13 protein-coding genes are annotated in these 13,150 nt (G+C 43.6%); 11 read left to right on the top strand and 2 right to left on the bottom strand.

Annotated elements, in window-relative coordinates:
- Nucleotides 1–290 precede the first annotated feature (290 nt).
- Both RWY97_RS01700 and RWY97_RS01705 read right to left on the bottom strand, forming a co-directional pair.
- Nucleotides 291–1,538: an ABC transporter permease gene (locus tag RWY97_RS01700; protein ID WP_315565159.1), complete on the bottom strand. Its 1,248-nt coding sequence runs from the start codon at nucleotides 1,536–1,538 to the stop codon at nucleotides 291–293.
- Nucleotides 1,539–2,744, bottom strand: coding sequence for a pyridoxal phosphate-dependent aminotransferase (locus tag RWY97_RS01705; RefSeq protein WP_024991217.1), 1,206 nt, complete (start codon nucleotides 2,742–2,744; stop codon nucleotides 1,539–1,541).
- A 388-nt stretch (nucleotides 2,745–3,132) separates the two neighbouring features.
- Between RWY97_RS01705 and RWY97_RS01710 the strand changes: the two genes are divergently transcribed.
- The 11 genes from RWY97_RS01710 to RWY97_RS01760 all read left to right on the top strand — a co-directional run bounded on the left by RWY97_RS01710 (nucleotide 3,133) and on the right by RWY97_RS01760 (nucleotide 12,946).
- On the top strand, nucleotides 3,133–4,539 hold the full coding sequence (locus tag RWY97_RS01710) for an SLC13 family permease (RefSeq protein ID WP_315565161.1): 1,407 nt from the start codon (nucleotides 3,133–3,135) through the stop codon (nucleotides 4,537–4,539).
- Nucleotides 4,540–4,558: 19 nt separating this feature from the next.
- Entirely contained in the window at nucleotides 4,559–5,536 is a 978-nt protein-coding gene (gene pfkA, locus RWY97_RS01715) for a 6-phosphofructokinase (protein WP_039876101.1), read from the top strand.
- A 124-nt stretch (nucleotides 5,537–5,660) separates the two neighbouring features.
- Nucleotides 5,661–7,187, top strand: coding sequence for a F0F1 ATP synthase subunit beta (atpD, locus tag RWY97_RS01720; protein ID WP_315565164.1), 1,527 nt, complete (start codon nucleotides 5,661–5,663; stop codon nucleotides 7,185–7,187).
- A gap of 24 nt (nucleotides 7,188–7,211) precedes the next feature.
- Nucleotides 7,212–7,451 (top strand): F0F1 ATP synthase subunit delta/epsilon, encoded by a 240-nt coding sequence (locus RWY97_RS01725; RefSeq protein ID WP_021583721.1) that lies wholly within the window; start codon nucleotides 7,212–7,214, stop codon nucleotides 7,449–7,451.
- Nucleotides 7,452–7,457: 6 nt separating this feature from the next.
- Nucleotides 7,458–7,892 carry a hypothetical protein gene (locus RWY97_RS01730; RefSeq protein WP_025066578.1) on the top strand — a complete coding sequence of 145 codons (435 nt, stop codon included), beginning with the start codon at nucleotides 7,458–7,460 and terminating at the stop codon, nucleotides 7,890–7,892.
- A 1-nt stretch (nucleotide 7,893) separates the two neighbouring features.
- Complete coding sequence (gene atpB / locus RWY97_RS01735; protein WP_315565165.1) at nucleotides 7,894–8,991, top strand: F0F1 ATP synthase subunit A; 1,098 nt, start codon at nucleotides 7,894–7,896, stop codon at nucleotides 8,989–8,991.
- Nucleotides 8,992–9,022: 31 nt separating this feature from the next.
- On the top strand, nucleotides 9,023–9,265 hold the full coding sequence (atpE, locus tag RWY97_RS01740) for an ATP synthase F0 subunit C (protein WP_021583671.1): 243 nt from the start codon (nucleotides 9,023–9,025) through the stop codon (nucleotides 9,263–9,265).
- Between the two features lie 43 nt (nucleotides 9,266–9,308).
- Nucleotides 9,309–9,815: a F0F1 ATP synthase subunit B gene (gene atpF / locus RWY97_RS01745; protein WP_315565167.1), complete on the top strand. Its 507-nt coding sequence runs from the start codon at nucleotides 9,309–9,311 to the stop codon at nucleotides 9,813–9,815.
- A gap of 5 nt (nucleotides 9,816–9,820) precedes the next feature.
- On the top strand, nucleotides 9,821–10,357 hold the full coding sequence (locus RWY97_RS01750; RefSeq protein WP_315565168.1) for a F0F1 ATP synthase subunit delta: 537 nt from the start codon (nucleotides 9,821–9,823) through the stop codon (nucleotides 10,355–10,357).
- A gap of 27 nt (nucleotides 10,358–10,384) precedes the next feature.
- Nucleotides 10,385–11,971 carry a F0F1 ATP synthase subunit alpha gene (atpA, locus tag RWY97_RS01755; protein WP_273178207.1) on the top strand — a complete coding sequence of 529 codons (1,587 nt, stop codon included), beginning with the start codon at nucleotides 10,385–10,387 and terminating at the stop codon, nucleotides 11,969–11,971.
- A gap of 6 nt (nucleotides 11,972–11,977) precedes the next feature.
- Nucleotides 11,978–12,946: a F0F1 ATP synthase subunit gamma gene (locus RWY97_RS01760; protein WP_021583731.1), complete on the top strand. Its 969-nt coding sequence runs from the start codon at nucleotides 11,978–11,980 to the stop codon at nucleotides 12,944–12,946.
- Nucleotides 12,947–13,150 lie beyond the last annotated feature (204 nt).

A 13,150-nucleotide genomic window follows, 5' to 3' on the forward strand; every position in this document is an offset into this window, starting at 1 on the left:
ACTTTCTGCTTTTGACGCTATTTTAGTGGATCTGTTAATAAAGGGCGTCTATTTGTGTTAAATAAGAACTCGTATATCAGACGGTAAGAACTAAGGGAGTAGTGTGGCAGAGGTCCCATAGATTTCATCATCAAATATACGAATGGATTGCTGCAAGTATAGAACTTTTATTAGTAAATGTATAATTATTCAGAGAATAATCTGTAAATAAAGAATAGGAGAATCTTTACTGGCTTGCCGGGACAGAATGGTTGTGATGTTTCAACGTTATATTGAATAAAAGTGAGGCCTTATTCATACCGCATTGATTTTGCAGGATGAATGTGCGAAATCAAATAACTTGGGGCAACAAGAACAATGATGCTGATGAACAGCGTGACAGCATTCAGAAGTATGAATAAAGGAAAGTTGAATTCCACAGGCACTGTGCTGACATAATAGGTGGCAGGATCAAGTTTTACAAAGCCTGTTATTCGTTGGAGAAGAATCAATCCGAGGCCGATTAAATTACCGATAAGAAGACCTTTTCCGATTATAAATACCGCAAACCACAGGAAGGTGTGGCGGATTGTTCGATTACGTGTACCAAGTGCTTTGAGTACACCGATCATCGTAGTTCGTTCCAAAATAATGATGAGTAAGCCACTAATCATCGTGACACCAGCTACGGCAATCATCAAACCGAGAATGATCCAAACGTTGAGATCCAGCAGACCGAGCCAGTGGAATATCTGTGGATTGATGTCCATAATAGTCTGCGAGGAATAAGTTTCGCCATATTTATCTTCCGTTCGGTTGACTCTATCTACTAAGATTTTCTCTACATCGTTTACACGGTCGAAGTCTTTGACTGTAATTTCGGCACCAGATGCTTGGTCAGATTCCCAGCCATTGAGTTTGACGGTTGTGTACAGATCGGTATAACAGATCACTTTGTCGTATTGTGAAAGATTGGTCTGATAAATGCCCGAAATGGTAAATCGACGGGCTCGTACACCCTGATGGTCAATGAAATAAGCATAAATTTTCTGCCCGCATTTTAATCTGAGGCGATTGGCCATCGATTTTGAAATTAGTATTCGGTTTTGACTTGTTGTATCAGAGAATTGGGGGATGGTACCTGCAACCATATTCTGATGAATGAACGTTGTGTCAAATTCGGGTCCCATTCCTTTGAAAGCTACGCCAAGGAAATCGGAATCGGTTTTGAGAAGACCTTGTTTAATGGCAAAACGCTGTACATGTCTCACGCCGGGAGTCTTGCGGAGCACATTCAGCATAGAATCGTCCATACAAATGGGATATTGTTCGGAGGCTTGTAATGTCATAAAGTCGGCTACTTGAATATCGCTTCCAAATCCCACGACCTTATCTCGGATGGTGTGTTTGAATCCGAAAACAACACTTACAGATATTAACATTACAGCAAGGCCAATGGCTACCCCTGCGGTAGCTATGCGGATGGCAGGGCGCGACACCTTGCGGCGGTCGCCCTGCTCCTTATAAATACGGCGTGCTATGTAAAGTGGAAAATTCATTTATTTTTTATTTGTCCGACCCGGATAAGTCTCCAATGCGGCGCGAAGAATGACGAGCGCGCGTTCGAGATCTTCCTTTTTCAAAACATAAGCAATACGTACCTGATTGATACCTGCACCCGGGGTGGTATAAAATCCTGATGCTGGTGCCATCATCACGGTTTCTCCTTCGTAATTGAACTTCTCCAAACACCAGCGACAAAATTTCTCACTGTCATCCACAGGTAGTCGGGCTACGGTATAAAACGCACCCATCGGCATCGGAGAATAAACGCCGGGAATATCGTTCAGTCCATCGATAAGACATTTGCGGCGTTCTACATACTCGTCGTAAACGGCGCGATAGTATTCTTCTGGTGCATCTAATGAAGCTTCGGCTACAATCTGACCGAGTAAGGGGGGGGACAAACGCGCTTGGCAGAATTTCATCGCAGCATCACGTATCTCCTTGTTCTTTGTGATCAGTGCACCGATTCGAATTCCACACTCGGAATATCGTTTTGACACTGAGTCGATCAGTACAACATTGTTTTCGATACCATCTAAATGGCAGGCACTGATAAACGGTGAATCAATATATTTGTATTCGCGATAAACTTCGTCGGCAAACAAGAAAAGATCATATTTTTTTACCAAGTCGCGAATCTGATCCATCTCTCGTTGAGTATAAAGATAACCCGTAGGATTGTTCGGATTGCAGATCATAATAGCACGTGTGTGCGGATTAATTAGCTCCTCGAATTTCTCCACTCCCGGCAGTGCGAAACCATCTTCAATTGTTGTCGCAATCGTCCGAATTCGTACGCCGGTTGCCATTGAAAAAGCCATATAATTGGCATAAGTGGGTTCGGGGATAATGACTTCGTCACCTGGGTTTAGGCAAGACATAAATGCAAGATGCACGGCTTCAGAACCTCCGGTAGTCACAATAATATCATCGGCTTCGACATCGATCCGGTATTTTTGATAATACCCGACTAACTTCTGTCGGAAACTCAAATATCCCTGCGAAGGTGAATATTCGAGCACCTTTCGGTCGATCTTTTTTAATGCATCGAGCCCTATCTGCGGTGTTGGCAGGTCGGGCTGACCGATATTGAGATGATAAACTTTGATTCCCCGTTCTTTTGCGGCCACAGCCAACGGGGCTAATTTTCTGATAGGTGATTGGGGCATCTTCAGCCCACGGACAGAAATTTCAGGCATACTTGTATTGATTGATTATTAGTGCACAAAGATAATTAAATTTTTAAAGCTAAGTATACAAATAGGGAAATTTTAGATATTATAAATTTGTTTTCTTTCCGTGAGGCAAATTTGAATGCAAAGTTAAAGCCTTAAAGTTTAGTTGTTATACATTTTGTTCGTTTTTTCTATACATACTTCACGTGGACCTTGGATAAAGTATGAATAACCGAGATAGAGGTGTTATACACGCAGGATTGACATCTTTAAAGAGTGTATTTTATCTTGGACTGGATTTGAGAATAGTTAGGTAGTCTTTTTAATTGTCAGATAATAAAAATTAGGGAATAGATATTGGTACGTTTCATAAAAAATCGTTACCTTTGCGAGTGATTTTACAGTGTTGTTTATGACGTTGATCATCGTAACCATACTCTTTTTAGGCTATCTCCTGATTGCAACCGAGAGACTGACGAATGTCAATAAGGCAGCTGTAGCAGTGTTTGCAGGTACTGTCGGGTGGGTGTTGTATATCTGTTTCGGGGCGGATTTTGTAATGAGTCAACACTCGGCAGATTTTATGTCGTTTTTGGACGATGCCGTTCCTACAAGCACTTCGGTAAAGCATTATATTGCACAAAATATCTTTTTGAAGTATGTGGGTAAAGCCGCAGAAATTGTCTTGTTCCTGATTGCGACGATGACGATTGTAGAAATCCTTCATAATAACGGTTGTTTTGATTTTATTAATGCCGGTCTGCGTACTCGTAAGTGCTATAAGTTTTTATGGGTAATAGCTACTATTACCTTTATTTTATCAGCTAATCTTGACAATCTCACCACGACAGTGATGATGTTGACGATTATGCGTAGCATTGTCCCCAATAGAGGATTACGGTTGAAATATGGAAGTGCAATTGTGATTGCAGCCAATTGCGGAGGAGTCTTGACTGTTATCGGAGATCCCGAGGGACTGGTGCTTTGGAATATGGGGGCTGTCACGGCTACGAGTTATTCAGCTTCATTGGCTTTGCCGTGTCTGATTGCGTGGATTCTGCCCACGTGGTGGATTGGGCGGAGTTTGCCTGAACGGATGGAAGTAGACAGTGTCGTAATGCCGTATCGTGGTGACGATACGAATTTGAATGTTTGGCAGCGTCTATTGATGCTTGTTGTGGGCATCGGAGGGTTATGGTTTATTCCGACATTTCATAACATCACGAAGTTGAGTCCATTTTTAGGTGCATTGTGTGTGCTGTCTATTTTGTGGGTTGTCAATGAGATTTTCAATCGCAAGTTGATGAATGTAGATGTGATGATTCAGCGTCGTATTCCGCGTGTTTTACAGTATGGTGTTATCCAGATGATTCTGTTTGTGATGGGAATGATGCTTGCCATTGGTGTAGTAAAAGAGACCGGTGTTATCAGTGCATTTGCATCGTATATTGATCGGAATGTACACGATGTTTGGTTAATGGGTATCGGAACTGGCGTTATCAGTACCTTGCTTGACAATTTTGCTACGGCGATGAGTTCATTCTCTTTATATTCTGTCGCAGATGTTGCGAAACTGTCGGGTGATGTGGGGGGAGAGTATCTCCGGAATTTCGTTCAGAACGGGGCTTATTGGAAAATAATGGCTTATACATCAGTAATCGGTGGAAATATTTTAGTAGCAGGCTCGATGAGCGGATTAGCATTAATAAAAGCCGAACGGATTCATCTCGGTTGGTATTTTAAGAATGTTGGTTGGATGGCTATGGTCGGCGGATTCATCGGGTTAGGTGTGATGTGGCTGACAAGGATTGGGATATAGGATAAAAGGAATTATGAATATGACAAAGATTAAGACAATTGGTGTGTTGACTTCGGGTGGAGATGCTCCTGGAATGAATGCAGCGATACGTGCAGTGACCCGTGCGGGCATTTGCAATGGATTTAATATTAAAGGAATATATCGTGGTTATGACGGATTGATCAATGGAGAAATTGAAGATTTTACCACAGAGAATGTGAGCGGAATTATTATGTCGGGCGGCACGATTCTGAAAACGGCCCGTTCCGGGGAGTTTATGACACCTGAGGGAAGGGAAGAGGCGTATCGACAGATGATAGCCCACGGTATCGATGCTTTGGTAATCATTGGCGGAAACGGCTCTTTGTCGGGTGCGATGGAGTTTGCCAAAGAGCACGATATTTGTTGCATCGGTCTACCAGGAACGATTGATAATGACCTTTATGGCACAGATTCTACGATTGGGTATGATACAACGATGAACACGATTGTTGAGTGTGTCGATCGAATTCGAGATACGGCGCAAAGCCACGAACGTATTTTCTTTATAGAGGTGATGGGGCGCGATGCTGGATTTCTTGCACAAAACAGTGCCATTGCGAGTGGGGCCGAAGCCGCAATCATCCCCGAAGATTCTACTGATGTTGACCAGTTGGCTCGCTTTATGGAACGAGGTATCCGTAAGTCCAAAAAGAGTTGTATCGTAATTGTGTCAGAAAGTCCCAAGTGCGGTGCCCTTTATTATGCTGATCGTGTGCGTAAGGAGTTTCCGCAATATGATGTTCGAGTTTCTATTTTGGGTCACTTACAACGTGGTGGGCGCCCATCGGCCCACGATCGCATTCTTGCCAGTCGGACAGGTGTCGGTGCAATTGAAGCCATTATGCAAGGACAGCGCAACGTTATGATTGGTGTGAGAAACAACGAGATTGCTTATGTACCGCTCAGTGAGGCTATTCGGAGTGATAAACCATTTGATCGAAAATTGATTAAGGTACTCGATGAACTGAGTATATAACTAATATCTGTAAATATTGTAATAATTTCTGTTAATAAAAAGGATGAATCTCGCGACTATAAAGAGGTTTTCACTATATTTGCAGATGTGAAATCAGATCATAAAATTAAAATATAATTAGCTTATGTCACAAATAAATGGGCATATTTCTCAAATTATCGGTCCTGTGATCGATGTCTATTTCGACACAAAAGGGCAGGACCCTGAGAAGGTGCTTCCAAAAATTTATGAAGCTTTGACTGTTAAACGTCCTAATGGCAATGAACTGGTCATTGAGGTTCAGCAACATATTGGTGAAGATACCGTACGTTGTGTGGCGATGGATAATACTGACGGATTACAGCGAGGTTTGGAAGTTATTCCGACGGGAAGCCCTATTGTGATGCCGGCAGGCGAACAAATCAAGGGGCGAATGATGAATGTTGTTGGTCAGCCTATTGATGGAATGGATCCTCTGAATATGCAAGGTGCCTACCCGATTCATAGAGAAGCTCCGAAATTTGAAGACCTTTCGACTCATAAAGAAATGCTGGCTACCGGAATTAAAGTCATCGATCTATTGGAACCTTATATGAAAGGTGGTAAGATTGGGTTGTTCGGCGGTGCCGGAGTGGGAAAGACCGTACTCATTATGGAGCTAATCAACAATATCGCTAAAGGGCATAACGGCTATTCTGTCTTTGCCGGTGTGGGTGAGCGCACGCGTGAAGGTAACGACTTGATTCGCGATATGCTCGAATCTGGTGTTATCCGTTACGGTGAAAAATTCCGTCAAGCAATGGATGAGGGCAAGTGGGATCTCTCGCTGGTTGATCCCGAAGAATTGCAGAAATCGCAAGCAACGCTTGTTTACGGACAGATGAACGAACCGCCGGGTGCACGTGCTTCTGTAGCTCTGTCTGGGTTGACTGTGGCAGAAGAGTTTCGAGATCACGGAGGCAAAGATGGTGAAGCTGCTGATATTATGTTCTTTATCGACAATATCTTCCGCTTTACCCAAGCCGGGTCTGAGGTCTCTGCACTCTTAGGACGTATGCCTTCGGCCGTGGGATATCAGCCCACTTTGGCTTCTGAAATGGGGACAATGCAAGAGCGGATTACTTCTACTAAGAAGGGATCTATCACCTCGGTACAGGCTGTTTATGTACCGGCCGATGACCTAACCGACCCAGCACCTGCCACGACGTTTACTCACTTGGATGCTACAACGGAGTTAAGTCGCAAGATAACAGAGTTGGGTATCTATCCGGCCGTAGATCCGTTAGGTTCTACTTCGCGTATTCTCGACCCGCTGATTGTAGGTAAAGAACATTACGAGTGCGCTCAACGGGTGAAGCAGATACTCCAACACTACAAGGAGTTACAGGACATTATCGCTATTTTAGGTATGGATGAACTGTCAGACGAAGATAAACTGATTGTGAACCGGGCACGTCGTGTGCAGCGATTCCTCTCTCAACCGTTTGCCGTTGCGGAGCAGTTCACTGGTTTAAAAGGTGTGATGGTGCCCATCGAAGATACGATCAAGGGCTTCAATGCAATTCTCGACGGTGAGGTAGACGATCTACCCGAGCAGGCATTCCTCAATGTCGGAACTATTGAAGATGCTAAAGAGAAAGCTAAACGGCTTTTGGAGGCTGCTAAGAGATAATAGATTAATGCAGAATTTTACTGTATGTTGAGATTGAAGATTGTGTCTCCTGAAAGAGTGGAGTTTGATGGTGAGGTAGAGAGTGTGCTCGTTCCGGGAACACTTGGCAGCTTTGAGATCTTACAGGATCACGCACCTATCATCTCGTCTCTTGACAATGGCAAGGTGGAATACGCTGTGCAGGGGGTGAAACGGCAACAGATGATTAAGGGAGGCTTTGTTGAAGTCAAGAAAAACATAGTTTCTCTGTGTGTAGAATTATAGGATGTGATGGAACGACAACAGGTGAAAGCAATCGGTAATAAATATTATAAATACAGCCTTTGGATTATCGCAGGCCTCTCGGTCTTGCTTTTTTTTCTTACTTGTGTTTGTGACTGGTCTATGGAGATGGTTAATGGTATCGTTGTCAGTGTGGTGTTCAGTCTGCTTTCGAGTATTGTTTATATCTCTGTTTGGAAAGCATTGGCTGTTTCGTCTACAAAGAATCTCACTAAGTTTTACTTAGGGGCACCGATTGTTCGAATGTTGGCTGCAATGTTATTGATTATCAGTTATTTACTGATAGCCGTTAAACGATTTGCAATTGACGGCTTTTCATCATCCCATTTACTGTATTTCATCGCCCCATTTACCGCTTATTATTTTGCACTCTTGATATTTGACAGTATATTTTTCGTTTTCATAGAAAAGAACAAGAAATAAAATGAGTATAAACCAAGTCAAACGAATAAGCTATATCCTTGTAATGCTTTTTGTGCTGATGCCTGTTCGTTCAGCGGGCGAGACTAAGAAAGAGGGGCTTGATTTGCAAGGTATCTTGTTTGGGCATATTCAAGACTCGTATGATTGGCATATCACGACGATGAATGGGCACCCCATTTCGATACCATTGCCTGTGATTGTCAAGAGTTCTACGGGGTGGCATCTCTTTTTAAGCAATCGATTTGCTCATGAGGTTGATGCCACTGGCAGTCGTCCTGGCCCTTACAACCTCTACATTTCAGGAAGTGGAACTAATATAAATAAGGTATGTGAAAGAATTAACGGTCAGGAGGTACGACCTGTTGACATTTCTTTCACGAAGACAGTGGCCGTGCTTTTCATCAATTCGATTATTCTCGTCTTGTGTATTTTAATACCGGCACGTTGGTGTAAGCAACACAAACCCGACGATCCGGCACCCAAAGGATTTACCGGCTTGGTGCATATGTTCGTGATGAATATTTATGATGAAGTAATCAAACCGGCTCTCGGAGATGAAGCTGATAAGTACGCACCTTATCTGTTGACGTGCTTTTTCTTTATCTTTGTAGCTAATATAATGGGCGTTGTTCCTTTCCCACCAGGTGGAGGAAATTTGACCGGAAACATCACCTGCACACTGTTCTTGGCTCTGTGTACATTCATCGTAACGAATGTGACAGGAACTAAGGCCTATTGGAAAGAGATTTTTTGGCCCGAAGTACCAACGTGGTTGAAATGTCCGGTACCTTTGATGCCGGTTATTGAGTTCATCAGCATCTTTACAAAACCGTTTGCTTTGATGGTGCGATTATTTGCCAATATGATGGCAGGACACGCCATAGCCTTAGCTTTTGCGTGCATCATTTTTATAATGTTCGCCATTAATCCAGTGGCAGGAGGTTTGATGTCCATTATCAGTGTATTGATGAGCGTGTTTATGATGCTTCTTGAAGTTTTGGTTTGTTACATCCAGGCCTTGGTTTTCACGATGTTAAGTGCCGTGTTCATCTCATTGGCACACGTCCGTGAGCACGAACCGGAGGTCGTCAGTAAATAAAAAGATTATTAATAATTAAAATTTAAACACTATGTTATCATTATTATTGGCAGCAGATGCTGTTGCAAAGTTAGGCGCTGCTATCGGCGGAGGAATTGCAGCCGTAGGAGCAGGTATCGGAATTGGGCGTATTGGTGGCAATGCAATGGATGCAATGGCTCGCCAACCTGAGAAAATCGGCGATCTGAGATCGTCTATGATCATCGCAGCTGCATTGGTTGAGGGTGTCGCTTTCTTTGCTGCAATCATTGCATTGTTGGCTTTGTTCGTATAAATTCAACGTGTGTTATACTTGAAACAGAAGTAACTAACAGCTTATGTCATTAATAACACCGGATTTTGGACTATTGTTTTGGATGGCGATTGTCTTTATTGTCGTTCTCGGAATCTTGTGGAAGTGGGGTTTCCCCGCTATCATCAAGATGGTGAACGACCGCAAGGCATTCATAGACGATAGTCTCCATAAGGCCCACGAGGCTAATGAGAGGCTTGTCAATATCCAAAAGGAGGGCGAGGTAATCTTGCAAGAAGCTCGCGAAAAACAAGCCCAAATACTGAAAGAAGCTGCAGACAGTCGCATAGCCATTGTGGAACAGGCACAAGCAAAGGCACGCGATGAGGGGGAGCGACTGCTTTCCGAGGCTAAGACAGCTATCGAAGCAGAGAAGCAGAACGCTATTCGTGATATTCGTTCACAAGTGGCAGAGCTGTCCGTACAGATTGCCGAGAAAGTTCTCCGTGAGAAACTTTCTGGCGATGATAGGCAGATGGCTATGATTAATAAACTGTTGGATGAGGTTTCTGTTGATCAAAAGATGAATTGAAGCGTATGGATATAGGTGTAATATCAGTCAGATATGCCCGTGCTTTGCTGAAAGGTGCCATCGCAAAACGGATCGAAAGCAAGGTATATCAAGAGATGCAGATACTTCTGAACAGTTTTCTCACGATCTCCGAACTAAGATTTACGATAGATAATCCTATGCTCTCAAAGGACAAAAAACGAGATTTACTTGTGGCAGCGTGTGGTGAATCTATCTCGCCTATCACCCGTAAATTCTTGGATTTGGTTCTTCGAGAGGGCAGAGAGAAAGTTCTGCAATTCATTGCTGTATCCTACATTACGCTTTATAGAAGGCAGAAGAACATCACTAGTGGTAAACTTATTACCGCCACTGTTGTTACTCCAGCTATTGAGCAGAAGTTGCAACAGATGGTGAAGAATAGAACTCAGGGGGAGGTAGAGTTCAAAACAGAGGTTGATCCTGACCTAATCGGTGGGTTTGTCCTTGAATATGACACCTATCGAATGGATGCCAGCGTAAAGTCTAAGCTGAATACCATCCTCACTCAACTAAGAAAATAGATTTAAGAAAATAAAGAATAACGATCAATGTCAGATAAAATCAAACCAAGCGAAGTATCTGAAATTCTCTTGCAACAGCTACAAGACATCAGTGCAAGCGAGAAGTTCGATGAGGTGGGTACTGTTCTCACTATCGGTGATGGCGTTGCACGCATTTACGGTCTCCGTAATGCTGAGGCCAATGAGTTGTTGGAGTTCGAGAACGGAACGATGGCCATCGTGATGAATCTTGAAGAAGATAATGTCGGTTGTATTCTTCTCGGTCCGACTGCCGGTATCAAAGAAGGACAGACTGTCAAACGCACGCACCGCATCGCATCTATTCTTGTGAATGACAATATGTTGGGACGCGTTATCAATCCCCTTGGAGAAGCTATTGATGGTAATGGAGACATCGATTTGACCGGGGCATTTGAGATGCCACTTGACCGTAAAGCGCCAGGCGTTATCTATCGTCAACCGGTGAAAGAACCATTACAGACAGGCCTGAAAGCTGTCGATTCAATGATTCCTATCGGTAGAGGACAGCGTGAATTGATTATCGGCGATAGGCAAACGGGTAAAACGGCTATTGCCGTTGATGCCATCATTAATCAAAAAAGTTTCTATGAAGCCGGTCAACCGGTATATTGTATCTATGTAGCTATTGGTCAGAAAGCTTCTACTGTGGCTGCTTTGGTACAGACACTTAAAGAATATGGTGCGCTGCCTTACACGATAATCATCAGTGCTACGGCCGCAGATCCGGCTGCGATGCAATATTATGCACCATTTGCAGGCGCTGCTATCGGTGAGTATTTTCGTGATCGAGGCTACTCTGCACTTGTTGTTTATGACGATTTATCCAAACAAGCCGTTGCATATCGCGAGGTTTCACTAATTCTTAGGCGGCCTTCCGGACGCGAAGCTTATCCAGGTGATGTCTTCTATCTACACAGTCGACTACTCGAACGGGCTGCAAAGATCAACGAACAGCAGGAAGTTGCCGAGCAGATGAACGATCTGCCAGAGTGTATGAAAGGACATGTTAGGGGCGGAGGGTCGCTCACTGCACTTCCGATTATTGAGACCCAAGCCGGCGATGTATCTGCATATATCCCCACGAATGTGATTTCCATTACCGACGGGCAGATCTATTTGGAGAGCGATTTGTTCAATCAGGGATTTCGTCCGGCTATTAATGTGGGAATTTCCGTGTCTCGTGTGGGCGGTAGTGCACAGATTAAGAGTATGAAAAAGGTGGCCGGAACCTTGAAGATCGACCAGGCACAATATCGCGAATTAGAGTCGTTCTCAAAGTTTTCAAGTGATATGGATGCCGTAACAGCAATGACGCTCGACCGTGGAAGAAAGAATAACCAGCTGCTGATTCAGCCTCAATACAGTCCGATGCCTGTTGGAGAGCAAATCGCTATTTTGTATTGCGGTATGCATGGCCTGTTTCGCGATGTCCCCATTGACAGTGTACGCCAATGTCAAGACTCATTTCTCGACAAGATACGAACGGTCCATCCCGATGTCATAGACACTTTGGCAGCTGGTCAACTTACAGACGATGCAACGCAAACGATTGAACGTGTAATGGCCGATATTACCGGACAGTATAAATCTTAACTGCTTATGCCGTCACTGAAAGAAATCAAGACGCGTATTGCCAGTGTCAACAGCACCCGTAAAATAACGAGTGCGATGAAAATGGTGGCGTCGAGTAAACTGCACAAGGCACAGCAAATGATCGAGAATATGTTGCCATATGAAGATTTGTTAGAGCATATTCTCAAATCATTTCTTGTGTCTACACCCGACACAGGAACGCCGTTCGAGACGGAGCGAAAGACGATTCGGCGTTTGGCTCTCGTCGTTTACGCCTCTAATAGCAGTCTGTGCGGCGGCTTCAATGCCAATATTCTGCGACTGATGCAACAGACAATTGACGACTATCGGCAGCAAGGCGTAGAGGAAATCGTCGTCTATCCCATTGGACGTAAGGTGGAGGAGCGGGTTACGAAGTTAGGATTGCCTATGGCAGGTAGCTTTATCGAATTAGCAGACAAGCCTAATGTGAGCCAATGTCAGGATATTGCGCACGATATTGCGTTGAAATTCTTAGACGGAGAATTTGATAAAGTGGAGATGATTTACCATCATTTCAAGAGTGCCGGGGCGCAGATTCTTACCCGTAAAACGTTTTTGCCCATTGATCTTTCCACCGAGTTGGAGTATGATGATGAGCGAGATCTCTCCTCGAATATCACTACCGCTCGTGCCCAGGAGTATTTGCGCAAGAAGCAGCGGAATGAAGAGCGTAAAGTGATAGAAGCCAATCCACTCAATGATGATTTCATTGTCGAGCCCGATCTCACAACAGTGCTTAATACACTTATCCCTAAACAGCTTCATCTGATGTTCTACACAGCTCTGCTCGACAGTAATGCGAGTGAACACGCGGCTCGGATGGTGGCAATGCAAACGGCTACCGACAATGCTGACGAGCTTCTGCGTGAACTCAATTTGCAGTTTAACAAAAGTCGTCAGCAGGCTATTACTAACGAATTGCTTGATATTGTGGGCGGAACTGTCAATAATTAATCCTATCCGATCTATCAAATGGGGTAAAAATAAATTGAATTCATAACGGATTGTTTTGTGAAATGAAGTCTCGATTCTCCTTAATTACAAGTAGAATTGAGACATTTTTTATATGCTCTACGGTCAATAGGCGATGAGAGAAATGATAATTTAACGAAAAAAGCAAATTATCTGTTTGTCAATTGGGGATTATTGTGTAATTTT

The organism is Hoylesella pleuritidis, from assembly GCF_963541955.1.
Classification (GTDB): domain Bacteria; phylum Bacteroidota; class Bacteroidia; order Bacteroidales; family Bacteroidaceae; genus Prevotella; species Prevotella pleuritidis.